Here is a 25,242-nt window from a genome sequence, read left to right on the forward strand (position 1 = left end):
AGCTTCGCTGCAAATATCTTAACATACTGAGATAAAGAAATAATAATTTACAAGTAGTAACAAAGAGTGCTCCGTCCCTTGCGGGACGGAAGCGGGTGTACATAAGCTTACGGGTTATTAGTACTACTCGACTATGACATTACTGCCTTTACATCTATAGCCTATCAACGTGGTCATCTTCCACGACCCTTAAAAGAAATCTCATCTTGTGGTGGGTTTCGCGCTTATATGCTTTCAGCGCTTATCCCTTCCCAACGTAGCTACTCTGCGGTGCTCCTGGCGGAACAACAGATACACCAGAGGTTAGTCCAATTCGGTCCTCTCGTACTAGAATCAGATCCACTCAAATTTCTTGCGCCCACAGTAGATAGAGACCGAACTGTCTCACGACGTTCTGAACCCAGCTCGCGTGCCACTTTAATGGGCGAACAGCCCAACCCTTGGGACCTTCTCCAGCCCCAGGATGTGACGAGCCGACATCGAGGTGCCAAACCCCCCCGTCGATATGAGCTCTTGGGGGAGATCAGCCTGTTATCCCCGGCGTACCTTTTATCCTTTGAGCGATGGCCCTTCCATGCGGAACCACCGGATCACTATGCTCTACTTTCGTACCTGATCGACCTGTATGTCTCTCAGTCAAGCTCCCTTATGCCATTGCACTCTACGCACGGTTACCAAGCGTGCTGAGGGAACCTTTAGAAGCCTCCGTTACTCTTTTGGAGGCGACCACCCCAGTCAAACTACCCACCAAGCAATGTCCCCCACATTCGCGGGGTTAGACCTCAGATAAGCAAAGGGTGGTATTTCAACAATGACTCCACAACGCCTAGCGACGCCACTTCATAGTCTCCCACCTATCCTACACATCACTTATCCAAGACCAATACTAAGCTATAGTAAAGGTGCACAGGGTCTTTTCGTCCCACTGCGGGTAATCGGCATCTTCACCGATACTACAATTTCACCGAGCTCATGGCTGAGACAGTGTCCAGATCGTTACACCATTCGTGCAGGTCGGAACTTACCCGACAAGGAATTTCGCTACCTTAGGACCGTTATAGTTACGGCCGCCGTTTACTGGGGCTTCAATTCAATGCTTCTCCGAAGATAACATCTCCTCTTAACCTTCCAGCACCGGGCAGGTGTCAGGCCCTATACTTCATCTTACGATTTTGCAGAGCCCTGTGTTTTTGATAAACAGTCGCCTGGACCTTTTCACTGCGGCCAGCATTGCTGCTGGCGACCTTTCTCCCGAAGTTACAGGTCTATTTTGCCTAATTCCTTAGCCATGAATCTCTCGAGCACCTTAGGATTCTCTCCTCGACTACCTGTGTCGGTTTACGGTACGGGTACTGTTAATCTAAGTTTAGAGGTTTTTCTTGGAAGCCCTTAGGCGCACTATCACTTTGTCCGAAGACTCCGTGTACTATCGTATTTCCCCAAAAACCGTGGATTTGCCTGCGGTTCTTATAGGTAGGTACTTTAACGAACTATTCCGTCAGTTCGCGGCGCTTTCATCACTCCGTCACCCCATCACAATTAACAGTAGTACGGGAATATTAACCCGTTGGCCATCGACTGTTCCTTTCGGATTCGCCTTAGGACCCGACTAACCCTCAGCTGATTAGCATAGCTGAGGAAACCTTAGTCTTTCGGTGTGCGGGTTTCTCGCCCGCATTATCGTTACTTATGCCTACATTTTCTTTTCTAACCAGTCCAGCATACCTTACGATACACCTTCAACCCTGTTAGAATGCTCCCCTACCACTTATACTTACGTATAAATCCATAGCTTCGGTACTATACTTATGCCCGATTATTATCCATGCTCGTCCGCTCGACTAGTGAGCTGTTACGCACTCTTTAAATGAATGGCTGCTTCCAAGCCAACATCCTAGCTGTCTGGGCAGACAAACCTCGTTTTTTCAACTTAGTATAGATTTTGGGACCTTAGCTGATGGTCTGGGTTCTTTCCCTCTCGGACATGGACCTTAGCACCCATGCCCTCACTGCTGGTAAACATTATATAGCATTCGGAGTTTGTCAGGAATTGGTAGGCGGTGAAGCCCCCGCATCCAATCAGTAGCTCTACCTCTATATAACTTATAACCAGCGCTGCACCTAAATGCATTTCGGGGAGTACGAGCTATTTCCGAGTTTGATTGGCCTTTCACCCCTACCCACAGGTCATCCGAAGACTTTTCAACGTCAACCGGTTCGGACCTCCACTATGTGTTACCACAGCTTCATCCTGCCCATGGGTAGATCACACGGTTTCGCGTCTAACACTACTGACTAAAGCGCCCTATTCAGACTCGCTTTCGCTACGGATCCGGTACTTAATACCTTAACCTTGCCAGCAACGTTAACTCGTAGGCTCATTATGCAAAAGGCACGCCGTCACCCCACTTAAGGGCTCCGACCGCTTGTAAGCGTATGGTTTCAGGATCTATTTCACTCCGTTATTCACGGTTCTTTTCACCTTTCCCTCACGGTACTGGTTCACTATCGGTCTCTCAGGAGTATTTAGCCTTAGCGGATGGTCCCGCCAAATTCAGACAGGGTTTCACGTGCCCCGCCCTACTCAGGATACCACTATCCTTATCTTCTCTTACTTATACGGGGCTATCACCCTCTATGGCTTACCTTTCCAGGTAATTCTAATTCAATCCGCAAGAAATGTCGTGGTCCTACAACCCCAATATTGCCGTAACAACATTGGTTTGGGCTAATCCGCGTTCGCTCGCCACTACTTACGGAATCACTTTTGTTTTCTTCTCCTCCGCCTACTTAGATGTTTCAGTTCAGCGGGTTTGCTCTCCTATCGGAGTGACATGTCTTCAACATGCCGGGTTGCCCCATTCAGGTATCTACGGATCAATTCGTGTGTGCCAATCCCCGTAGCTTTTCGCAGCTTATCACGCCTTTCATCGCCTCTGAGAGCCTAGGCATCCCCCATACGCCCTTATTTTGCTTATTGTACTTTTGTCTAGTTGTTTACAACTAAACGTGTTCTTTCTACTTTGTTATTATTTTCTTATCTCAATATGTCAATGAACTTTATTTAGTCGAATGTCAAAAGTCAAATGTCGTAAAGCAACTTACTTTAGACTTTAAGACTTTAGACTTTATGACTAAAATCGTGGAGAATATCGGAGTCGAACCGATGACCTCCTGCGTGCAAGGCAGGCGCTCTAGCCAGCTGAGCTAATCCCCCATTTCTTAATTTTAAATTATGAATGTTGAATTTTGAATTATGCGTAATTCGTACTCATCTTCTAAAATTTCCTTAAATAAACAAACAAAGTAGTCCCGCCCAGACTCGAACTGGGGACCCCTACATTATCAGTGTAGTACTCTAACCAGCTGAGCTACGAGACTCTGTTTTTTTGCTTATTATAATATTTGAACTAACAGCGAGAGTAATTGAATTTTCTAATTTAAGGTCTAGTCCTCTTTATCGTCTCTAGAAAGGAGGTGTTCCAGCCGCACCTTCCGGTACGGCTACCTTGTTACGACTTAGCCCCAGTTACCAGTTTTACCCTAGGCAGCTCCTTACGGTCACCGACTTCAGGTACCCCCAGCTTCCATGGCTTGACGGGCGGTGTGTACAAGGCCCGGGAACGTATTCACCGGATCATGGCTGATATCCGATTACTAGCGATTCCAGCTTCACGGAGTCGAGTTGCAGACTCCGATCCGAACTGAGAACGGTTTTGTAGATTCGCTCCTGGTCACCCAGTGGCTGCTCTCTGTACCGTCCATTGTAGCACGTGTGTAGCCCAAGGCGTAAGGGCCGTGATGATTTGACGTCATCCCCACCTTCCTCACAGTTTACACTGGCAGTCTTGTTAGAGTTCCCGACTTGACTCGCTGGCAACTAACAACAGGGGTTGCGCTCGTTATAGGACTTAACCTGACACCTCACGGCACGAGCTGACGACAACCATGCAGCACCTTGTAAATTGTCTTGCGAAAGATCTGTTTCCAAATCGGTCAATCTACATTTAAGCCTTGGTAAGGTTCCTCGCGTATCATCGAATTAAACCACATGCTCCACCGCTTGTGCGGGCCCCCGTCAATTCCTTTGAGTTTCATTCTTGCGAACGTACTCCCCAGGTGGGATACTTATCACTTTCGCTTAGCCACTCAGATTGCTCCGAACAGCTAGTATCCATCGTTTACGGCGTGGACTACCAGGGTATCTAATCCTGTTCGCTCCCCACGCTTTCGTCCATCAGCGTCAATCCACTAGTAGTAACCTGCCTTCGCAATTGGTATTCCATGTAATATCTAAGCATTTCACCGCTACACTACATATTCTAGTTACTTCCTAGTAATTCAAGTCTGACAGTATCAATGGCCGTTCCATCGTTGAGCGATGGGCTTTCACCACTGACTTATCAAACCGCCTACGGACCCTTTAAACCCAATGATTCCGGATAACGCTTGGATCCTCCGTATTACCGCGGCTGCTGGCACGGAGTTAGCCGATCCTTATTCTTACGGTACCGTCAAGCTCCCTCACGAGGGAGTGTTTCTTCCCGTACAAAAGCAGTTTACACACCATAGATGCGTCTTCCTGCACGCGGCATGGCTGGATCAGGCTTGCGCCCATTGTCCAATATTCCTCACTGCTGCCTCCCGTAGGAGTCTGGTCCGTGTCTCAGTACCAGTGTGGGGGATCTCCCTCTCAGGACCCCTACCTATCGTAGCCATGGTAAGCCGTTACCTTACCATCTAGCTAATAGGACGCATGCCCATCTTTTACCGTTGGAACTTTAATAATTAAACCATGCGATTCAATTATACCATGGGGCATTAATCCAAATTTCTCTGGGCTATTCCCCTGTAAAAGGTAGGTTGCATACGCGTTACGCACCCGTGCGCCGGTCTCTAGTATTGCTACTATACCCCTCGACTTGCATGTGTTAAGCCTGCCGCTAGCGTTCATCCTGAGCCAGGATCAAACTCTTCATCGTATATTGTTATGCTGATATCGCTATCTGCATCGTATTGTAGACAAAGGCTAGTCTTTTTCAAATCTTCCGATTCTCTTACTCTCTTTTTGTTGTTTCGAAATCTCTTTCGAAACGGCTGTCAATTCAATATGTCTATGAACGTGTTCTTCTTTTTTTAATACCGCTTGTCTCTCAAAGCGGGTGCAAAAGTAAGCATCTTTTTTAAACCTACAAGAAATTTATAAAATATTTTTGATTTATTTTTAAATCCCCTTTTCTCAGCTTAATCAATGAACTTATTCCCTCTTGCGGGGTGCAAATATAAAAACTAAATCCCTCCCAATCCAAATAAAATTTTACCTTTTTTTGTCTTTTTTTTAAGACCTTGATAACTTGTCCTTTACAAAACCAACATCACAAAGCAACTACACACTTCGAACGTTTTACATGCTTATTCTATAGAAAGTCGTAGCAGTTAGGGCGTTTTTACTTTTGATTGTATATGGATTCCCGCATCCGCGGGAAAGACAAACAACTAATGAAATCAGCTTAATAAAACAAAAAGTGGTGGATAGCCCCGATGGAAACGGCATCCTTTTTCTTTTTTTAAAGAAAAAGATATAGTGGACAGCGGGATCAGGCGTGTTAAAAACTGCCAATGCTCTGCTCCTTGTAAATACTTTAATATATATACCCCATTATATTGTATGTGTTTTGGTAATCTTATATATTTGCAGTCCATAAAATTTTAAGAATGATAAAGATTACACTACCTGACGGTTCGGTTAAGGAGTTTGCACAAGGCACAACTCCGATGGATGTTGCGAAAAGCATCAGTGAAGGATTAGCCCGAAATGTGATTTCGGCTGCTTTTAATGGTACCACAATTGAAACAGAAACCCCATTGACCACCGACGGTTCTCTTATATTATACACCTGGAATGACAAGGAAGGTAAAAAAGCTTTTTGGCATTCGACTTCACACGTTATGGCTCAGGTTTTGGAGGAGCAGTTCCCAGGAATTAAGCTAACACTTGGACCAGCCATTGATAATGGATTTTATTACGACGTGGATTTTGGCGACAAAAGAATCACAGATGCCGACTTTAAAGCCATTGAAGATAGAGTATTAGAAGTTGCTAGAGAAAAACACGAATTTAAAATGCGTCCGGTTTCTAAGGCAGAAGCTTTAGAAGTTTATAAAAACAATGAGTACAAAACCGAATTGATTTCGAATCTGGAAGACGGCACGATAACGTTTTGTGACCATGCGAACTTCTTTGATTTATGTCGTGGAGGTCATATTCCGAATACCGGAATCATCAAGGCGATGAAGATTATGAGTGTTGCTGGTGCGTATTGGCGTGGTGATGAAAAGAACAAACAACTTACTCGTGTTTACGGAATTTCATTTCCTAAGCAAAAAGATTTGACTGAGTATTTGGAATTACTTGAAGAAGCTAAGCGTCGTGATCATAGAAAATTAGGAAAAGAATTAGAATTGTTTGCCTTTTCTCAAAAAGTAGGTCAAGGTTTGCCTTTGTGGTTGCCGAAAGGTGCCGCTTTGAGAGACAGACTGGAGCAATTTTTGAAAAAAGCGCAGAAAAAAGCAGGATACGAGCAAGTAGTAACGCCACATATCGGACAAAAAGAATTGTATGTTACTTCTGGCCACTATGCGAAATATGGCGCTGATAGCTTCCAGCCTATTCATACTCCAGCTGAAGGCGAAGAGTTTTTATTGAAACCTATGAACTGTCCGCATCACTGTGAGATATACAATAATAAACCTTGGTCGTATAAAGACTTACCAAAGCGTTATGCTGAATTTGGTACAGTTTACCGTTATGAGCAATCAGGTGAATTACACGGATTGACTCGCGTACGTGGCTTTACTCAGGATGACGCTCATATTTTCTGTACACCAGATCAGTTGGATTCGGAGTTCAAGAAAGTAATCGACTTAGTGCTCTATGTATTTGGTTCACTTGGATTTGAAAACTTTACAGCTCAGGTGTCTTTAAGAGATAAAGAAAACCGAGATAAATATATTGGAAGTGACGAAAATTGGGAAAAAGCAGAAAATGCGATTATCAATGCGGCACATGACAAAGAATTGAATTATGTAATTGAGTATGGCGAAGCGGCTTTCTATGGTCCGAAATTGGATTTCATGGTAAAAGATGCTTTAGGCAGAAGTTGGCAGTTGGGAACTATTCAGGTTGATTATAACTTACCCGAGCGATTTGAATTGACTTACAAAGGAGCTGATGATAAACTACACCGACCTGTTATGATTCACAGAGCACCATTTGGTTCCATGGAACGCTTTATAGCTATTTTACTAGAACATACCGCAGGAAATTTCCCGCTTTGGCTGATGCCTGAACAAGCTATTATATTATCTTTGAGCGAGAAATATGAAAATTATGCCAAAAAAGTTTTAGAATTGCTAGAAAATCACGAAATTCGCGCCCTAATTGACAACCGCAACGAGACAATTGGGAAGAAAATCAGAGATGCAGAAGTGCAAAAAATGCCGTTCATGCTGATTGTTGGTGAAGAAGAAGAGAAAAACGGAACCATTTCTGTACGCCGTCACGGTCAAGAAGGAAAAGGAAATATATCGGTGTCTATTGATGATTTTGCCAAAATGGTAAACGAAGAAATAGGAAAAACACTAAAAACATTTGAAGTATAAGTCATAAAGTCAAAAGTCATAAAGTCAAAAGAAAGCGCAATTAAAAGGCTTTAAACTTTGGACATTCGACTTTCGGACTCAAAAAATAAGTTTAATTAAAAAAATAGAGTCATAGCAATTAGAAACAACAGAGGTGCACCTCGAGTAGAAAAAGTAGCTGCCCACAGAATTAATGATTTAATCCGTGGTGTGCAGGAAGTCCGTTTAGTTGGAGAAAACATAGAGCCGGGAGTATTTAAATTTTCCGATGCGTTGCGTTTAGCCGAAGAACAAGAAGTAGATTTGGTAGAAATCTCTCCAAATGCTGTTCCTCCTGTTTGTAAGTTAATGGATTATGGCAAATTCATTTATCAGCAGAAAAAGCGTGATAAAGAATTAAAAGCAAAATCTACTCAAATCAGTGTTAAAGAAATCCGTTTCGGACCGCAGACTGATGAGCATGACTACGAGTTTAAAAAGAAAAACGCGGAGAAGTTTTTAAAAGAAGGCTCCAAGTTGAAAGCATTTGTATTTTTCAAAGGACGTTCTATCATTTACAAAGAACAAGGCCAAATCTTGTTATTGCGTTTGGCAACCGATTTAGAAGAATACGGAAAAGTGGAAGCCATGCCTGTTTTGGAAGGAAAGAGAATGATTATGTTCATTGCTCCGAAGAAAAAAACAAAGTAAATAAGTCAAAAGTCGAAAGTTGTAAAGTCAAAAGTAATAACAAGCTTTACGACTTTAGACATTCGACTTTCGACTCCAAATAAGTAAGTAAGTTAAATTAAAATAAACTAGGAAAAAATGCCTAAAATGAAAACAAAATCCAGTGCTAAGAAGCGATTCAAAGTAACTGGCTCTGGAAAAATCAAGAGAAAACACGCTTTTAAAAGTCACATTTTGACTAAAAAATCTAAAAAGCGTAAATTGGCTTTAACACACTCTGCTTTGGTTCACCCAACAGATGAGAAAAGCATCAAACAACAATTAAGAATTATCTAATAGTCAAAAAGTAAAAGTCGAAAGTCTGAAAGTAAACTCCTTTTTGACTTGTGACTTTGGACTTTGGACTTTGGACTCAAAATTCTTTAGGTTACAAAATTATTTAAATAACCTTGGAGTATGGCTCGTTAAGTTACCTTGATTAAATTCGGTACGCCTGCTACAAAAAAAACAAAAAATTATGCCAAGATCAGTAAATTCAGTTGCTAAAAGAGCAAGAAGAAAAAAGATAATGAAGCAAGCCAAAGGTTTCTTTGGTCGTCGTAAAAACGTTTGGACGGTTGCTAAAAACGCGGTTGAGAAAGCAATGTGCTACGCTTACCGTGACAGAAAAGTGAACAAAAGAAATTTCCGTGCTTTATGGATACAGCGTATCAACGCCGGAGCTCGTTTAGAAGGAATGTCTTATTCACAGTTTATGGGTAAAGTAAAAGCTAACGGAATCGAATTGAACCGTAAAGTTCTTGCCGATTTAGCGATGAATCACCCAGAAGCTTTCAAAGCAGTACTTAATAAAGTAAAATAAACGTTTGTACAATCTTATTTAACTTACTTACATATAGAGAACCCAATCGAAAGATTGGGTTTTTTGTTTTAAAGTTACTATGCTGTGAAGCGAACTGAAGTTCGCATACCTGAAGCCCACTGGGCTTCCTCCTCTTAATCTCAAATTTAATAAAGTAAAATAAACGTTTGTACAATCTTATTTAACTTACTTACCTATAGAGAACCCAATCGAAAGATTGGTTTTTTTGTTTCAACAAATCAGTCGAAAGATTACCTCGTCAGTTCACTACATTTGTGTGGGATTTTTTTATATCGATGGGCGTTACCTCGTTCAGAGGAACGAGGTCGGGCTATCCGCTACAATCTGTCATTGCGAGCAAACTCAAGCAATCTGTTCAAATTTAAGTAGTCGCAACGCCAGGATTTCCGCTACTATCTCTAACGCAATCAGTTTAAACATCTCGAATAAAGACTTTAATACCTGACTGCCACTGGAAGTCCTCCTTTTACTTTCAAATCTTCAAAGCTCCGCTTTGAAAACAAAAAAGGATTGACTTCGTCTTTCCTTCAAAGCTCATCTTTGAAAAAAGAAAAGGTGAAATAAAATGCTCAAGTAAACTTGGACAAAATCAGGATTGACTTCGTCTTTCCTTCAAAGCTCCGCTCTGAAAAAAGAAAAAGAGCAATAAAATGCTCAAGTAAACTTGAAAAAATTAGGATTGACTTCGTCTTTCCTTCAAAGCTCCGCTTTGAAAAAAGAAAAGATGAAATAAAATGCTCAAGTAAACTTGGACAAAATTAGGATTGACTTCGTCTTTCCTTCAAAGCTCCGCTGTGAAAAAAGAAAAAGAGCAATAAAATGCTCAAGTAAACTTGGACAAAATTAGGATTGACTTCGTCTTTCCTTCAAAGCGCCGCTGTGAAAAAAGAAAAAGAGCAATAAAATGCTCAAATAAACTTGGACAAAATCAGGATTGACTTCGTCTTTCCTTCAAAGCTCCGCTGTGAAAAAAGAAAAAGAGCAATAAAATGCTCAAATAAACTTGGACAAAATCAGGATTGACTTCGTCTTTCCTTCAAAGCTCCGCTGTGAAAAAAGAAAAAGAGCAATAAAATGCTCAAGTAAACTTGGACAAAATTAGGATTGACTTCGTCTTTCCTTCAAAGCTCAGCTCTGAAAAAAGAAAAAGAGCAATAAAATGCTCAAGTAAACTTGGACAAAATTAGGATTGACTTCGTCTTTCCTTCAAAGCGCCGCTGTGAAAAAAGAAAAAGAGCAATAAAATGCTCAAATAAACTTGGACAAAATCAGGATTGACTTCGTCTTTCCTTCAAAGCTCCGCTGTGAAAAAAGAAAAAGAACAATAAAATGCTCAAATAAACTTGGACAAAATCAGGATTGACTTCGTCTTTCCTTCAAAGCTCCGCTTTGAAAAAAGAAAAAGAGCAATAAAATGCTCAAATAAACTTGGACAAAATCAGGATTGACTTCGTCTTTCCTTCAAAGCTCCGCTTTGAAAAAAGAAAAGGAGAAATAAAATGCTCAAGTAAACTTGGACATTTTATTTCTCCTTTTCTTTTTATTCGTGATCCCAGAAGGATTCGAACCTTCGACCTACGCATTAGAAGTGCGTTGCTCTATCCAGCTGAGCTATGGAACCCTAATTAGTTTTAAACAAAAACTAATAAAAGTCGGGGTGGCAGGATTATTATATGATCCTGTAAGGATATGCAGCAAATTAAAGCTTCGCTTCAATTTAAACAAACCCTTCCGTCTTTTAAGAAAGTTAACTTTCATAAAAAACTCCACGCTTTATTTTGTCGGGGTGGCAGGATTCGAACCTGCGGCCTCCTGCTCCCAAAGCAGGCGCGATAACCGGGCTACGCTACACCCCGAAGACAAAAAAAGCGGAGAGTAAGGGATTCGAACCCTTGGTACAGTTTCCCATACGCATGTTTAGCAAACATGTCCTTTCGGCCACTCAGGCAACTCTCCAAATTCAATATATAAAATAAGAACTTTTCTCTTTAAGCGGTTGCAAATGTAACGGTTCATTCTATAATTTACAACTATTTTATTTGTTTTTTTAGGGAATCAAACAAATATCTGCTAAACAACTTCACTCTCAATACAGTAGCAATTACTGAATTTTTGAATTATTACGGAATTAAGAATAATTCGGCTTTGAATTCCATAATTTGTAATAAAAGATTAGTTTTGCACTACACTTGCGCCGACATTTGAACCGTAGGGAAAGAAGTGGAATAAAACAACAAAACATCATCATGAATAAAAAAGTAGTTATCGTTTCAGCTGTGAGAACCCCAATTGGAAGTTTTATGGGTTCGTTATCGACAGTTACAGCAACACAATTAGGCGCAGCAGCTATCAAAGGTGCTTTACATAAAATCAATTTAGACCCAAACTTAGTAGACGAAGTGTTAATGGGAAATGTAGTTCAAGCTGGTGTTGGTCAGGCTCCAGCACGTCAAGCGGCAAAATTTGCAGGTTTAGCAGATGATGTTCCGTGTACTACAATAAATAAAGTGTGTGCATCCGGAATGAAAGCAGTAATGCAAGGAGCACAAGCCATTATGACCGGAGATGCCGAAATTGTTGTGGCGGGTGGCATGGAAAACATGAGTTTGATACCGCATTATGTGCATTTGAGAAACGGAGTGAAATTTGGTCCAACCTCAATGATTGACGGGATGCAGAAAGACGGCTTGACTGATGCCTATGACGGAAATGCTATGGGTGTTTGTGCTGATTTATGTGCAACAGAATACAAAATTACGCGTGAAGAACAAGATGCTTTTGCCATTCAATCCTATGAGCGTTCTGCCAAAGCTTGGGAAGCGGGAAAATTTGACAATGAAGTTGTTCCGGTTACCATTCCGCAACGTCGTGGAGAGCCTGTTGTCTTTACTAAGGACGAAGAGTATACTAACGTTAAATTAGATAAAATTCCGGCACTTAATGCTGTTTTCACCAAAGACGGAACTGTGACGGCAGCTAATGCTTCCACTATTAATGATGGTGCAGCTGCTTTAGTACTGATGAGTGAAGAAAAAGCACTTTCACTAGGATTAAAACCTCTGGCTTATATCAAATCTTATGCTGATGCGGAACAAGAACCAAAATGGTTTACCACATCACCTTCAAAAGCATTACCTAAAGCACTAGACAAAGCAGGATTATCCCTTACTGATGTGGATTATTTTGAATTCAATGAAGCCTTTGCTGTGGTTGGTTTGGCTAATGCCAAAATACTAGGTTTAGACAATGACAAAGTAAACGTAAATGGCGGTGCTGTTTCTTTAGGTCATCCACTGGGATGTTCCGGAGCCAGAATCATCGTTACATTGATTAATGTTTTGGAACAAAACAATGCTAAAATCGGTGCAGCAGCCATCTGTAATGGTGGAGGTGGTGCATCTGCAATAGTTATCGAAAGAGCTTAAATAATTATTAGATATGAGTTGTGAGTTATAAGTTGGAAACAACATAATTCATAACTCATAATTCAAAACTCATAATTCTTCTAAATGTTTGCCATTTGTAATCTTGCTATAATTCCGTTACGAGCTGAACCCAGTGATCGAAGCGAAATCGTTTCGCAGGTATTGTTTGGTGAACATTTTGAAATTATCGAGACTCAAAATCAATGGTCAAAAATCAGATTGCATTTCGATGATTACCAAGGTTGGGTAGATTCAAAACAATATCAAATAATCTCTGATAAAAGTTTTAAAGCACTATCCAAAGACGCTATTATTCTAAATGCTGATTTGGTAGAGTATGTGACCAATCCGCAAAATGTGTTGTTGCCGATTCCGTTAGGGTCTTCCCTATCCTTCTTGAATCACAGCGAAATCAATACCGAAAGTTTTGAATTTGAAGGCATGAGAACCAGTGGCGTGAAATCCAAGTCGGAGTTATTGACCACTGCCTACTTGTATTTGAATGCCCCGTATCTTTGGGGTGGAAAAACTCCCTTTGGCATCGATTGCTCGGGATTTACCCAAATGGTTTACAAGCTGAATGGCTATGCCCTACTTCGTGATGCGTCACAACAATCTAGTCAAGGAGAAGCTTTGAGCTTTATTGAAGAAAGTGAGCCTGGAGATTTAGCCTTTTTTGATAATGAAGAAGGAAAAATTATCCACGTAGGAATTATCATGGAAAATAATTACATCATCCACGCCAGTGGAAAAGTCAGGATTGACCGACTAGACCATCTCGGAATTTACAATGCCCAACTCAACCGACATACGCACCGACTTCGGGTCATCAAGAAAATTATTTAACCATTTCTCATTTTTTTGAAGAAACGGTTTTTTTATTTACATTAGTTTTCTAAAACTTTTTAAATGACTACTTACTCTAAAACCCTAACGCTATTTTTGGCATGTATTGTCTCGAGCTGTCTTAAAAATGAAGAGGCATCAACGAATAATGATTTAAAGTATCAACCCAAAGAATTTGTCGAAGTACAACATCCAAAATGGGCTAAAAATGCAACGATTTATGAAGCCAACATCCGTCAGTTTACTCCGGAAGGAACTTTTAAAGCCTTTGAATCACATTTACCCAGAATTAAAGCTATGGGAATTGACATCATCTGGCTGATGCCTATTCATCCCATAGGTGTTGAAAAGAGAAAAGGAACTTTGGGAAGCGAATATTCGGTGAAGGATTATTACGGTATCAATCCTGAATTCGGGACAAAGGAAGATTTTGAGGCATTGGTTGATAAAATCCACAGTATGGGAATGTATGTGATTGTGGATTGGGTTGCGAATCATTCGTCGTGGGATAATCAATTGGCGAAAGACCATCCGGATTGGTATACTAAAACTGAAGAAGGTAATTTTCAGCCTACACCTTGGTACGATTGGGATGATGTTATTGATTTTGATTACGAGAAACCCGGAATTAGAAAGTATATGACAGAGGCATTGGTATATTGGGTAAAGGAATGTGATATAGATGGCTACCGTTGTGATACTGCAGGCTTTCTTCCAACTGATTTTTGGAATAATGCCAGAGCCGAATTAGATGCTGTAAAACCCGTATTTATGCTGGCTGAATGGGAATCCAGAGATTTGCACCAAAAAGCATTTGACATGACGTATTCTTGGACCTTCTTTGATAAAATGGTAGCGGTTACCCGAGATAAAAAAAATATGGGAGGCTTGGTCGAATATATGGCTCATGATGTTAGCACCTTTCCCCGTGATGGTTACCGAATGCTTTTTACGGACAATCACGATATGAATTCCTGGAACCACAATATGTTTTACAACTTTGGTGACGGATTAGAAGCCTCGATGGTTTTGTGTGGCACCGTGAACGGAATGCCATTGGTTTATGGCGGACAAGAAGCTGGATTAAATCGCTCTCTTAAATTCTTTGACAAAGACCTTATTGATTGGAGCAAATTCCCCTACGAGGGATTGTTCAAAAAACTGTTTGCACTTAAACATAAAAATCATGCTTTATGGAATGGAAAAGATGGTGGTGTTATGGTGCGCATCTACAGTGATAAAATGGAACAGGTTATTTCATTTTCACGTACAAAAGACAATGACAAAGTGATCCCGATTATCAATTACAGCGACAAGTCTGTAACGGTGAAACTTAATACGGGAAATCAAAAAGGTACGTATACCGAATTATTTTCGGGAGAAAAAATAACATTAAAAGGCGATGATGTATTTGAAATGAAGCCTTGGCAGTATTTGGTACTTGTAAAATAGCTGGCCTAGAACTTAACGATATATTACAGTTCTTTTAAAGTCTCCACAAAATAGTCGATTTCTTCTTTGGTGTTATAATGGCTGAATGAAATACGAAGACTTGGTTTTGCTAGGTCTTTTTCTTGTAACATCTCAGCTAAAACGTGAGAAGGTTTAATACTTCCACTTTGACAGGCACTTCCTCTTGAAACAGCAATCCCTTTCATATCCAAATTGAACAATATCATGGCCGTCTTTTCGGTCGAAAAAGGCAATAAAACATTTAAGATATTATAGAAAGTGTCTTTTCCATTAACGATAACATCCGGAAAAAAAGATTGCAATTGATATAAACAATATGCTTTTAGTTCAGTAATACAATTTCTTTCTTCAGTAAGATGCACATAGGAAAGCTCTAAAGCCTTTGCCATTCCGGCAATTTGATGCACCGATTCGGTTCCGGCACGCCATCCTTTTTCCTGTTCACCGCCAAAAATCATCGGTTGCAATACCAAACTTTTTCGAACAAAAGCAAATCCAACGCCTTTTGGTCCGTGAAATTTATGGGCACTTGCCACTAAGAAATCAATAGGCAATACTTGTAAATCCAATTCAGTTTTTCCAATGGATTGTACCGTATCACAATGAAACAAAGCCTTATGTTGATGGCATAGAACACCTATCCTATGAATATCATTGATGACTCCGGTTTCATTATTGACGTGCATTAGTGACACTACCGTTTTGCAATCTTCAGACAACAATTCTGTTAGTTTGTTATAATCTAAAACTCCGTCACAATCAACATTTACATAAGCTACCTGAACTCCGAATTCCTGCTGCAAAGCCAAAATGGTGTATAACGTGGCGTGATGTTCCACTTTAGAAGTGATGATTCTTGTAACCCCAAAATCTTTGACAGCACTTCTTAAAATCCAATTCGTTGCTTCTGTTGCACTTGAGGTGAAAACAATTTCCTGCGCATTGCAATGCAAATATTTGGCTATCGTTTTTCTGGAAGTTTCGATTATGGCTTTCGCGCTTCTACCAATACTGTGCGTGGAAGAAGGATTTCCGTATTCCGACTGCATAACAGTAACCATTTCATCAATAACTTCCCGACGAATGGGAGTTGTAGCAGCGTTATCGAGGTATATTTTTTTCATCGTGCAAATATAAAAAGGAGTCTTCTTAATTAAATGATAAAAGGGAAAATTAATAGTATAAAAAACTTATTTTTGCTTAAAATTTATACTATTCCAATGAAACGAATTTTAAGTATACTCTCTTTGATGCTATTAATTATTGCATGTGATGATGGAAATGTGACTGTTGATGTTATTGATTTTACTGAGGTACCTGCTGTAAAATGTAGTGACAAAGATTTGATTTATAAAATTAAAGACAGTGAAATGCTGTTTCTTGAAATTCCGAATGCCACCTTTTCTGAGAATGAAACTTTAGAAAACGCACCACTACGATTACCTATTAATGGAACCAATAAAGTAACCTACAGAAAATATGCAAGCACTGTAACCGGGGACAACATCTGCGGAAGCGCACCAGATGTAACACCTAATCTCATAGAACAGTGGAAAGCAACAGATGGTATAATCCAAATTACTGCAACCGCAATAAAAGCTACAAATAGTACCACCGGAATTGAATCTATTACTGGTTACAAATACTATATTGAACTTAAAGATGTAACATTTGACAAACCAGGGCCTGATCAGCTCTATACTACATTCCCATTTGGAAATTATATAAAAACAGTAACGCCTCTCCCTTTGGGATTTGATAATTTGGTAGATAAAAGTACATGTAGTAGTAGCGACAACCGAATTTTTAATTTTAATGCCAGTGAAGCTTTCATATTAGACATTGCTGATTTTGATGGTATGTTTGCAAATGTAGAAACTACAACACCTCGAACAGCATTGATCAGTTCTTCAAATAAATTATCGTACCGATTATATTCAAATGCGATTACAAATGCTTATTTCTGCACCGCTACTGCACCCGCAACACCAACGCTATTACAGCAATGGGATGCCGTTGACGGAATTGAGGCAACAAGTGGAATTATTGAAGTAACCACTGTCCGATTTGGATCGGATTTTCAGCATACGATTCACTTAAAGAAAGTTAGTTTAAAAAAAGGAAATAGTAGCTTCACATTAGGAGACGATTACGTTTTTGGAAGTTTTCTAACCACTCCATAATTTATTCCCATATGCCAACTGACTGTATAAGCTATCAAAAGTCCGGATATTTCGCTAAGTTAATTGTAGATTATTTAGAAGAAAAGCCCGAGTTGAATATGCTTTACAATCGCTTTCCTACGCTTGAAAACTTCAAGAGTCAGTTAGAAGAAAAAGCTCAAAATTATCCTCCGGAAAACAGAGCCATTTTGGTGGAAGCACTTAAATACCAATATAAAGACTTTGAAATATCGGAAGAAACTCAGCAAAACATTTCGATTTTATTACATTCAAAAACATTTACGGTTACAACGGGTCATCAGTTGAATCTCTTTACCGGACCTTTATATTTTTTGTACAAGATTGTTAGTACGATTACACTTTGTGATACGTTAAAGAAGGAATATCCAGAGCATGATTTTGTTCCAGTATATTGGATGGCAACTGAGGATCACGATTTTGAAGAGATAAACTATTTTAACTTTAAAAAAGTAAAAATAAAATGGAATGCTGAAAGTCATGGCCCAGTAGGTCGACTTTCTACCGCTGGATTAGCATCCGTTTTAGAAGCTTTTGCAACAGAACTTGGTGTGGGTCAAAATGCTGATTATTTAAAAAAACTTTTTGAAAATAGTTATCTGAAACACGATAATCTGGCAGACGCTACGCGTTATTTGGCTAACGAACTGTTTGGTAAAAGTGGTTTAGTAATTCTGGATGGCGATAATGCTTCTTTGAAACGATTGTTTGTTCCTTATGTCAGAGAAGAATTACTTAATAAAACTTCCTTTCAAAAGGTTTCCGAAACGAATGCTATTCTCGAAAAAAACTATCCCATTCAGGTAAATCCAAGGGAGATAAATCTGTTTTATATTGAAGACACTCTTAGAGAGCGGATCATTTTTGAAGACGGCATCTATAAAATCAATAGTACGCAACGTACATTTTCTGAAAAAGAAATTTTAGAATTGCTGGATAAAAGTCCGGAGAAATTTAGTCCGAATGTGATTTTACGTCCTTTGTATGAAGAAGTGATTTTACCCAATCTTTGCTACATCGGTGGTGGTGGTGAAATTAGCTATTGGCTTCAGTTACAATCTAATTTTGAAAGTAACAACATAACGTTTCCCATACTTTTAGTCCGAAATTCGGTGTTACTTGTATCTGAAAAACAATTTCAAAAAGCGGACAAACTACATCTTTCTTGGAAGGATTTATTTAGCAATCAGCAAGAATTGTTTAACAACAAGACTAAAGAATTCTCAGCTTTTACAATTGATTTTTCAGAGCAGAAAGAGTACTTAAAACATCAATTTGAAAAGCTGACAGTTATTGCTCTTCAAACAGACAAATCATTCATTGGTGCCGTAAACGCACAACAGACCAAACAAATCAAAGGTTTGGAAAATTTGGAAAAACGCTTACTGAAAGCCGAAAAAAGAGTACACACCGAAAAATTAGAGCAGATTTTATGGCTTCAAAATGAGTTATTCCCCAATCAGGGATTACAAGAGCGTAAAGCCAATTTTTCTGAGTTTTATCTTAATGATGGTTCGCAACTCATCGATAGATTGATAAACAACTTACATCCTTTGGAGTCCAACTTTTCGATAATTACCCTATAGAAGGGAAGTTTTCAACACGAAAACGTTTTCGCTTATGAAGCTTTGTCATGATCATTTCATTTTGATTTACATTAGTAAGTTGAATTTTAAATCTAACATTATGAAAAAAGCTTTACGTTTACTTCTTGCCTTACTATTTTACAGTCAGTTAAATTATGGACAGGTAATTTCAATTATCGGAAGTACTAGCCCATCGGGAAGCTGGGGAATAGATACCAACATGACAACTACCGATAACATAACTTACACCTTAAACAATGTTGTCTTGACAACTGCAACAGATCCTGCAACAACCGGATTAAAATTCAGGCAGGATAATGATTGGGCAATCAACTGGGGAAATGCCAATTGGCCATCGGGCACCGCTACATTGAACGGAGCCAATATCATGACTCAGGCTGGTACTTATGACATTACCTTCAACAGAAGTAATGGAACCTATACTTTTATACCTTCTGGTTTTTTTAGTATCGGAATCTGGGGACCAGCGGTCGATTCTCAAAACGGATTTGGAGGAGCAGACGTAGATATGACAACACTTGACGGGATAAACTATACGTTATCTGGCTTCAATTTTAGTAGTGGCACAGCCTATTTTAGAGCCAATGATGCTACGGTTAATGTTTGGGGAAGTACCGCATTTCCATCAGGAACAGCACAATTAACCGGTCCTAGTATCCCTGTGATTGGTGGAGAGTGGTTTGTTTCTTTTAATCGAATTACAGGAGCTTACAGTTTTACCTATCCAAGTGTGGGTATTTTGGGAACAGCGCTTAGTGGTTTTACTAGTGAGGACACTGACTTGACAACTACGGATGGATTTACTTATACTATTCTCAATTTAACGCTAACTGATGGTTTGGTAAAATTCAGAAAAGATAATACTTGGCAAACGAATTGGGGTTCGACAGATTTTCCAAACGGAACCGGAACTCAAAGTGGACCAAATATTCCTGTAACTGCAGGTACCTATAATGTTGCTTTTGATAGAAGCACCGGCGACTATTCTTTTACTTCTACCTTATCCAATGTAGAAAACTCACGTTTGAAAGTAACAATTTATCCAAATCCAACACAAGCGACTTGGAATGTTGCTCATACAACTACTATAGACCGAATTGAACTTTTTGATGTTACCGGAAAAATGATTCAGTCTTTTGCTCCTAATGCAATGCAGGTCCAATTAAATGGCGCTAATTTAACTCCGGGTATCTATTTTGTGAAAGTAAAATCAGGCTCCGACTTTACGGTTCAAAAAATTATCCGGAATTGATGGTCAATCTGTTTTTAATAATGGTATAAAAAGTATACTTTTGCACGCAAATTAAAAACAAACAAAAAATGGCAACGAATAGAACATTTACAATGATTAAACCAGATGGTGTTGAAAATGGACACATTGGTGGAATACTAAACATGATTACTGAAGGTGGTTTCAGAATTGTAGCAATGAAATTAACACAATTAACAGTAGCTGATGCCAAAGCATTTTATGCTGTTCACGCTGAAAGACCTTTCTACGGAGAATTGGTTGAATTCATGACACGTGGACCAATCGTTGCCGCTGTCTTGGAAAAAGATAACGCTGTAGAAGATTTCAGAACTTTAATTGGAGCTACCAATCCAGCTCAAGCAGCGGAAGGAACTATCCGTAAAAAATATGCCACTTCTGTTGGTGAGAATGCTGTTCACGGTTCTGATAGTGATGAAAATGCCGCTATCGAAAGTGCTTTCCATTTTGCAGGTAGAGAGCAGTTCTAATAGAAAATTAAAAGTACTTCGCTTAACATAAAAACCTCACTTGATTTTAGTGAGGTTTTTTTATGATACTATACTAAACAAATAATTCTTTCGTTATTGTAGTATCAACATCCAAAAATCAATTATTTATGAAAAAACAAATCATCCTTGGCTTGGTAATTATGCTATCCTTTTATGCCAAAGCACAAACAACGCAAGAAACTGATAAAAGCAAAATAGCGTTCATCATCAGTTCTAAATTAGGATTTGCCAAACTAAAACAAACTGACTTTGTAACTATACATGGGAATATCAATTCGGCAGAAGGACTTGTATCCTTTAGAATGGGGAAGAATTGGGACTTAGCTACCGGATTAAACTATTCGGAATTTAATGGTAATGTGACTATTTCCGGAAACACTGCTAGTATTAAGAATAGTTATCTACAAATTCCTATAACAGCACTTGGCGATTTTACTATTTTTGATAAAGAGGGTTCCGATTCGAGAATATTTTTAACCGTTGGAGGAGGAATATATGCTAACACCCTATTAAAGTCAGAATTAGAAACCATTTCTGGCGATAGCACATCTAAAAATCTTGGTTGGAACTTTGGTCTGTCTACTCAAATTGGAGCGAAATTTGTCCTTTCAGATGTAATGGATTTGGGAATTGGAATACACAGTCAAAGTGACATTAGCAAGATGAAGAAAAACGGTATTGCTCAAAAAATGGAACAAGTCAATGCTTTATATTTCAACATAGCCTACAAGATTTAAATACAGAAAATTAGATAAATAAAAAATCCCATTTCAAAGAAATGGGATTTTTTTTATGTCATAAACTCTTACTCTCGAATATTCGCATCATTTCGTTGCCTTTCTTTATTTGACCAACAGCCAATAAGGATTGTGCATATCTATAATAGTAAACTGCTTCTAATTCCGATGTCGTTGTATTAAAAAGTTCTGTATACCATTTAGCGGCTAGTACCAAATCACCATCAAAAAAGTGCCTGTCTGCAACTTTAGTAATCATGGCGACAGATTTGTACCCTTTATCCATTATTCTTTCATAGGTTCCAACAACATCAATGTCAACGTAAAGTCTTTTTCTTTGACTTGTCGTAATAATTTCAGCGTCAACAAGCTTTGAAGTGACATTGCTAAGATTAGTCAAGGATTTCGGTTCTCTATTACTCATTATTGTTGTAGCAATAGATTTCGCTCTTATTTTGGCATATTTTGGAGTGATGATTCTAACATTATTTCCAACCATTTGTTTATCACTCACCAAACTTAAATTGGGGACATTATAGGTTGTAATACTACCTCCGAAGTTCATGTTGATTCGTTCTTCTACATGATAAGACACTACAGCTAAGTCGTTCTCAGAAGCGAAATCTTTAGCTATTGGACTGCTTTGGGCAAAGCCATTAAAGAAAAAAGCACTTGCTATTGCTATAAAAAAATGGGCATTATTTTTCATATAAACGCAATTTAAAAACGGTTGTTTATGCTTTGGGGTACATCAAAGTTACTTACAGTGGTGTTTAATGATGCTTTTTTCCTATGTAAAACCGCAAAAATCGATGAAATGCAACTTTTCAACAATAGGATGTTAAAAAAATAGTCTCACAACATCAATCAAGTCCATAATTCTATAAACTATATGGAAAAACGTATAACAAATGGAACTTTCTCAAAATTTAATTTTACGGCATACATTAATAATACTAAAAACAGTAACTTATGAAAAATCAGATACAATTATCGGCCACTTTTATTTTTATAGCTTTCTTTTTCTCAAGCTGTGATGTTGTTGAAGGTATCTTTAAAGCCGGAATGGGATTTGGAATATTTATCGTCATAGCAGTAATTGCTGTGATTATATTTATCATTGCCAAACTATCCGGAAAAAAATAAAAAAATCGTTATTAAATTAAAAGCAAAAAAAAAGTCCCTGTTCAAGGGACTTTCATATTATTGGAGACTTTTCAAACTCTGCTCAATGGTAGTAATCTTTGCCAAAGCATCAGCTTCTTTTTTACGCTCAATTTCCAAAACTTTTTCTGGTGCGCCACCAACAAATTTCTCGTTAGATAATTTACCTTGAACACTGCGAAGAAATCCTTGCGTATACTTTAACTCTTCGGTCAATTTCACAATTTCGGCTGCTATATCAATAGTTCCGGAAACCGGAATAAAATATTCATTTGATTTTACACGATAGGTCAGCGCTCCATCTACTTTATCCGATATATATTCTAAAGCAACTATATTGCCAAGTTTCATGATGATACTGTCGAAATAAGTAGTGCTTTTTTCATTGTTGATTACTTTTAAATCGATAGCCTCTTTCATGGCAATGTTTTTCTCTTTTCGGATCGTTCTTAAACCAGCTATCACTTCCGAAGCAAATTCGAAATCAGCAATTAATGCTTCATTGAACGACTCCATTTTAGGATACTCAGCGATAATTAATGCTTGCTCAGGAGTTCGCTCTGCGATGTGTTGCCAAATCTCCTCTGTTAAAAAAGGCATGAATGGATGCAATAATTTTAAATTAGCTTCCAACATTGCAATAGCTTTATCAAAGGTTACTTTATCTATTGGTTGCTGATATGCCGGCTTAATCATTTCAAGGAACCACGAACAGAAATCATCCCAAACCAATTTGTAAATCGCCATTAACGCATCGGATAATCGATACTTTTCAAAGTGATCTTCTATTTCAACCAAAGTTTGCTGTAGCTTGGCTTCATACCATTCGATAGCCACTTTAGAACTCTCTGGTTGCGGAATATCTGTAACTTCCCAACCTTTGATTAATCGAAAGGCATTCCATATTTTATTGGCAAAAGCTTTACCGTTGTTGCATAATTCTTCATCAAACATGATGTCGTTTCCGGCTGAAGCACTTAGTAATAATCCCACTCGAACGCCATCGGCACCAAATTTTTCAATAAGTTCCAATGGTTCAGGTGAATTCCCTAATGATTTAGACATTTTACGGCGTTGCTTGTCGCGAACCAAACCTGTCAAATATACATTACTAAACGGTTTTTCTCCGGTATATTCATAACCCGCAATGATCATTCGTGCTACCCAGAAAAATAAAATATCCGGTCCAGTCACCAAATCATTTGTTGGATAATAATATTTAAAGTCTTCGTTCTCAGGGTTCAAAATTCCACCAAAAACAGCCATTGGCCATAACCAGGAAGAAAACCAGGTGTCCAATGCATCTGCATCCTGCTTAAGGCTGTCGGTTGTTAGTTGTTGGTTGCCACTTTTGGTTTTTGCCAATTGTAACGCGTCCTCTATGTTTTCGGCTACCACAAAATCTTCTTTACCATCTCCGTAGAAGTAAGCTGGGATTTGTTGTCCCCACCATAACTGACGAGAAATATTCCAATCTCGAATATTTTCTAACCAATGTCGGTACGTATTGTTGAAACGTGACGGATATAATTTGATTTCCTCTGTTTCCAATACCGCTTTAATAGCTGGCTTTACCAACTCTTCCATACTCAAAAACCATTGGTCGGATAAGCGTGGTTCGATTACCGCTTTGGTTCTTTCGGAAGTTCCTACTTTGTTTAAATGTGTTTCTGTTTTAGCTAAAGCTCCGATATTTTCCAACTCATTCGCGATTTCTTCACGAACTACAAATCGGTCTTTGCCTTGATAATGCATTCCATAAGAGTTCAGTGTAGCGTCATCATTGAAGATATCTACGATTTCAAGGTGGTGTTTTTCGCCTAATGTCTTATCATTCATATCGTGCGCAGGCGTAACTTTTAGACATCCTGTACCGAATTCTATGTCAACATACTCATCTTCGATAATAGGAATAACTCGGCCGCAAATAGGCACAATGGCTTTCTTTCCTTTCAGATGTGCAAAACGCTCATCATTTGGATTGATACAAATAGCGGTGTCTCCAAAAATAGTTTCCGGGCGTGTTGTCGCTACGGTCAGAAAATCGGAACTGCCCTCGATTTGGTATTTTAAAAAGTATAGTTTTCCTTGTCTTTCTTCAAAATTAACCTCTTCATCAGACAAGGTGGTTTTAGCTTCAGGATCCCAGTTGACCATTCGGTAACCGCGATAGATATAGCCTTTGTTATACAAATCTACAAATGACTTAATAACGGAAGCACTCATGTCTTCGTCCATGGTGAATTTGGTTCGGTCCCAATCGCACGAACATCCCAATTGTTTTAATTGCTCTAAAATGGTGCCACCGTATTTTTCGGTCCAATCCCAGGCGTGTTTCAGGAATTCTTCTCGAGTCAAATCATTTTTGTTGATGCCTTCACTTTTAAGTTTGGCTACCACTTTTGCTTCAGTGGCTATAGACGCGTGGTCTGTACCGGGAACCCAACAAGCATTGAATCCTTTTAATCGGGCACGACGGATTAAAACGTCCTGAATGGTGTTGTTTAACATGTGCCCCATGTGCAACACTCCAGTCACATTAGGTGGTGGAATGGTTATGGTATACGGTTTTCTGTGGTCTGGTTTGGAATGAAAATACTTGTTTTTCATCCAGTAGTCGTACCATTTTTTTTCTACTTCTTTGGCGTTAAATTGTGCAGGTATCATTGAATATGAAATTTAAATTTAGAAATGACTTCTGTGTGAGAAGCCGCATTGATTACAAAAATTCTGATAGTATTTTCCTAGCCCCGATTGAAGAAGCTACCCTGTAGCTCGTAAAGCGGGAAAAGGGTTTACAGACACAAACCGTAGACTCGCTCAAAAGAATCGGGC

16 protein-coding genes, 5 tRNA genes and 2 rRNA genes are annotated in these 25,242 nt (G+C 39.0%); 13 read left to right on the forward strand and 10 right to left on the reverse strand.

Annotated features, from left to right (window positions below; all coding sequences use genetic code 11):
- Nucleotides 1-97 precede the first annotated feature (97 nt).
- From ACULEU_RS09345 to ACULEU_RS09360, 4 genes are all read right to left on the reverse strand, one after another.
- A 23S ribosomal RNA gene (locus ACULEU_RS09345) occupies nt 98-2,980 on the reverse strand.
- Nucleotides 2,981-3,143: 163 nt separating this feature from the next.
- A tRNA-Ala gene (locus tag ACULEU_RS09350) sits at nt 3,144-3,217 on the reverse strand.
- A gap of 90 nt (nt 3,218-3,307) precedes the next feature.
- Nucleotides 3,308-3,381: transfer RNA gene (locus tag ACULEU_RS09355), tRNA-Ile, on the reverse strand.
- An 89-nt stretch (nt 3,382-3,470) separates the two neighbouring features.
- A 16S ribosomal RNA gene (locus tag ACULEU_RS09360) occupies nt 3,471-4,982 on the reverse strand.
- The 16S and 23S rRNA genes sit together here with 2 tRNA genes alongside, the layout of an rRNA operon.
- Nucleotides 4,983-5,715: 733 nt before the next feature.
- On the opposite strand from ACULEU_RS09360, the gene thrS reads away from it, so the two are divergent.
- The 4 genes from thrS to rplT all read left to right on the forward strand — a co-directional run bounded on the left by thrS (nt 5,716) and on the right by rplT (nt 9,172).
- Entirely contained in the window at nt 5,716-7,662 is a 1,947-nt protein-coding gene (thrS, locus tag ACULEU_RS09365; protein ID WP_445452334.1) for a threonine--tRNA ligase, read from the forward strand.
- 168 nt (nt 7,663-7,830) lie between these two features.
- Nucleotides 7,831-8,331: a translation initiation factor IF-3 gene (gene infC, locus ACULEU_RS09370; protein ID WP_445454840.1), complete on the forward strand. Its 501-nt coding sequence runs from the start codon at nt 7,831-7,833 to the stop codon at nt 8,329-8,331.
- Nucleotides 8,332-8,448: 117 nt separating this feature from the next.
- Nucleotides 8,449-8,646 (forward strand): 50S ribosomal protein L35, encoded by a 198-nt coding sequence (rpmI, locus tag ACULEU_RS09375; protein ID WP_136151968.1) that lies wholly within the window; start codon nt 8,449-8,451, stop codon nt 8,644-8,646.
- 181 nt (nt 8,647-8,827) lie between these two features.
- Nucleotides 8,828-9,172 carry a 50S ribosomal protein L20 gene (rplT, locus tag ACULEU_RS09380; protein WP_035633036.1) on the forward strand — a complete coding sequence of 115 codons (345 nt, stop codon included), beginning with the start codon at nt 8,828-8,830 and terminating at the stop codon, nt 9,170-9,172.
- 1,568 nt (nt 9,173-10,740) lie between these two features.
- On the opposite strand, the gene ACULEU_RS09385 is transcribed toward rplT, so the two are convergent.
- The 3 genes from ACULEU_RS09385 to ACULEU_RS09395 form a co-directional block, all read right to left on the reverse strand.
- Nucleotides 10,741-10,814 (reverse strand) — tRNA-Arg (locus tag ACULEU_RS09385).
- A 160-nt stretch (nt 10,815-10,974) separates the two neighbouring features.
- A tRNA-Pro gene (locus tag ACULEU_RS09390) sits at nt 10,975-11,049 on the reverse strand.
- Nucleotides 11,050-11,062: 13 nt separating this feature from the next.
- Nucleotides 11,063-11,149: transfer RNA gene (locus tag ACULEU_RS09395), tRNA-Ser, on the reverse strand.
- Between the two features lie 290 nt (nt 11,150-11,439).
- Here ACULEU_RS09395 and ACULEU_RS09400 point away from each other — a divergent pair.
- From ACULEU_RS09400 to ACULEU_RS09410, 3 genes are all read left to right on the forward strand, one after another.
- A complete protein-coding gene (locus tag ACULEU_RS09400; protein WP_445452335.1) occupies nt 11,440-12,618 on the forward strand; it encodes an acetyl-CoA C-acyltransferase in 1,179 nt (392 codons plus the stop codon).
- 84 nt (nt 12,619-12,702) lie between these two features.
- Nucleotides 12,703-13,464 (forward strand): C40 family peptidase, encoded by a 762-nt coding sequence (locus ACULEU_RS09405; RefSeq protein ID WP_445452336.1) that lies wholly within the window; start codon nt 12,703-12,705, stop codon nt 13,462-13,464.
- A 63-nt stretch (nt 13,465-13,527) separates the two neighbouring features.
- Entirely contained in the window at nt 13,528-14,916 is a 1,389-nt protein-coding gene (locus ACULEU_RS09410; RefSeq protein ID WP_445452337.1) for an alpha-amylase family glycosyl hydrolase, read from the forward strand.
- A 23-nt stretch (nt 14,917-14,939) separates the two neighbouring features.
- On the opposite strand, the gene ACULEU_RS09415 is transcribed toward ACULEU_RS09410, so the two are convergent.
- Nucleotides 14,940-16,061: a cysteine desulfurase family protein gene (locus ACULEU_RS09415; RefSeq protein WP_445452338.1), complete on the reverse strand. Its 1,122-nt coding sequence runs from the start codon at nt 16,059-16,061 to the stop codon at nt 14,940-14,942.
- Nucleotides 16,062-16,157: 96 nt separating this feature from the next.
- Here ACULEU_RS09415 and ACULEU_RS09420 point away from each other — a divergent pair, with 96 nt between their 5' ends.
- The 5 genes from ACULEU_RS09420 (at nt 16,158) to ACULEU_RS09440 (ending at nt 21,243) form a co-directional block, all read left to right on the forward strand.
- Complete coding sequence (locus ACULEU_RS09420; protein WP_445452339.1) at nt 16,158-17,120, forward strand: hypothetical protein; 963 nt, start codon at nt 16,158-16,160, stop codon at nt 17,118-17,120.
- Between the two features lie 11 nt (nt 17,121-17,131).
- On the forward strand, nt 17,132-18,724 hold the full coding sequence (gene bshC / locus ACULEU_RS09425; protein ID WP_445452340.1) for a bacillithiol biosynthesis cysteine-adding enzyme BshC: 1,593 nt from the start codon (nt 17,132-17,134) through the stop codon (nt 18,722-18,724).
- A 100-nt stretch (nt 18,725-18,824) separates the two neighbouring features.
- Nucleotides 18,825-19,997: a T9SS type A sorting domain-containing protein gene (locus tag ACULEU_RS09430; RefSeq protein WP_445452341.1), complete on the forward strand. Its 1,173-nt coding sequence runs from the start codon at nt 18,825-18,827 to the stop codon at nt 19,995-19,997.
- 68 nt (nt 19,998-20,065) lie between these two features.
- Nucleotides 20,066-20,485, forward strand: coding sequence for a nucleoside-diphosphate kinase (locus tag ACULEU_RS09435; RefSeq protein WP_445452342.1), 420 nt, complete (start codon nt 20,066-20,068; stop codon nt 20,483-20,485).
- 128 nt (nt 20,486-20,613) lie between these two features.
- Nucleotides 20,614-21,243 carry a hypothetical protein gene (locus tag ACULEU_RS09440; protein WP_445452343.1) on the forward strand — a complete coding sequence of 210 codons (630 nt, stop codon included), beginning with the start codon at nt 20,614-20,616 and terminating at the stop codon, nt 21,241-21,243.
- Between the two features lie 58 nt (nt 21,244-21,301).
- Here ACULEU_RS09440 and ACULEU_RS09445 read toward each other — a convergent pair whose 3' ends face one another.
- On the reverse strand, nt 21,302-21,952 hold the full coding sequence (locus ACULEU_RS09445) for a hypothetical protein (RefSeq protein WP_445452344.1): 651 nt from the start codon (nt 21,950-21,952) through the stop codon (nt 21,302-21,304).
- Between the two features lie 263 nt (nt 21,953-22,215).
- On the opposite strand from ACULEU_RS09445, the gene ACULEU_RS09450 reads away from it, so the two are divergent.
- A complete protein-coding gene (locus ACULEU_RS09450) occupies nt 22,216-22,389 on the forward strand; it encodes a hypothetical protein (protein WP_445452345.1) in 174 nt (57 codons plus the stop codon).
- A 57-nt stretch (nt 22,390-22,446) separates the two neighbouring features.
- Here the strand turns inward: ACULEU_RS09450 and ACULEU_RS09455 are convergent, their stop codons facing one another.
- The gene (locus ACULEU_RS09455; protein ID WP_445452346.1) at nt 22,447-25,074 is read right to left on the reverse strand and encodes a valine--tRNA ligase; all 2,628 of its coding nucleotides are present in this window, start codon (nt 25,072-25,074) and stop codon (nt 22,447-22,449) included.
- Nucleotides 25,075-25,242 lie beyond the last annotated feature (168 nt).

The organism is Flavobacterium sp. 25HG05S-40 (assembly GCF_052654735.1).

What these genes read in the sequence shown, in the direction of transcription:
- thrS (WP_445452334.1), top strand. Translation starts at nt 5,716, where the DNA reads ATGATAAAGATTACACTACCTGACGGTTCGGTTAAGGAGTTTGCACAA.
- rpmI (WP_136151968.1), top strand. Translation starts at nt 8,449, where the DNA reads ATGCCTAAAATGAAAACAAAATCCAGTGCTAAGAAGCGATTCAAAGTA.
- rplT (WP_035633036.1), top strand. Translation starts at nt 8,828, where the DNA reads ATGCCAAGATCAGTAAATTCAGTTGCTAAAAGAGCAAGAAGAAAAAAG.
- ACULEU_RS09400 (WP_445452335.1), top strand. Translation starts at nt 11,440, where the DNA reads ATGAATAAAAAAGTAGTTATCGTTTCAGCTGTGAGAACCCCAATTGGA.
- ACULEU_RS09405 (WP_445452336.1), top strand. Translation starts at nt 12,703, where the DNA reads ATGTTTGCCATTTGTAATCTTGCTATAATTCCGTTACGAGCTGAACCC.
- ACULEU_RS09410 (WP_445452337.1), top strand. Translation starts at nt 13,528, where the DNA reads ATGACTACTTACTCTAAAACCCTAACGCTATTTTTGGCATGTATTGTC.
- ACULEU_RS09415 (WP_445452338.1), bottom strand. Translation starts at nt 16,061, where the DNA reads ATGAAAAAAATATACCTCGATAACGCTGCTACAACTCCCATTCGTCGG.
- ACULEU_RS09420 (WP_445452339.1), top strand. Translation starts at nt 16,158, where the DNA reads ATGAAACGAATTTTAAGTATACTCTCTTTGATGCTATTAATTATTGCA.
- bshC (WP_445452340.1), top strand. Translation starts at nt 17,132, where the DNA reads ATGCCAACTGACTGTATAAGCTATCAAAAGTCCGGATATTTCGCTAAG.
- ACULEU_RS09430 (WP_445452341.1), top strand. Translation starts at nt 18,825, where the DNA reads ATGAAAAAAGCTTTACGTTTACTTCTTGCCTTACTATTTTACAGTCAG.
- ACULEU_RS09435 (WP_445452342.1), top strand. Translation starts at nt 20,066, where the DNA reads ATGGCAACGAATAGAACATTTACAATGATTAAACCAGATGGTGTTGAA.
- ACULEU_RS09440 (WP_445452343.1), top strand. Translation starts at nt 20,614, where the DNA reads ATGAAAAAACAAATCATCCTTGGCTTGGTAATTATGCTATCCTTTTAT.
- ACULEU_RS09445 (WP_445452344.1), bottom strand. Translation starts at nt 21,952, where the DNA reads ATGAAAAATAATGCCCATTTTTTTATAGCAATAGCAAGTGCTTTTTTC.
- ACULEU_RS09450 (WP_445452345.1), top strand. Translation starts at nt 22,216, where the DNA reads ATGAAAAATCAGATACAATTATCGGCCACTTTTATTTTTATAGCTTTC.
- ACULEU_RS09455 (WP_445452346.1), bottom strand. Translation starts at nt 25,074, where the DNA reads ATGATACCTGCACAATTTAACGCCAAAGAAGTAGAAAAAAAATGGTAC.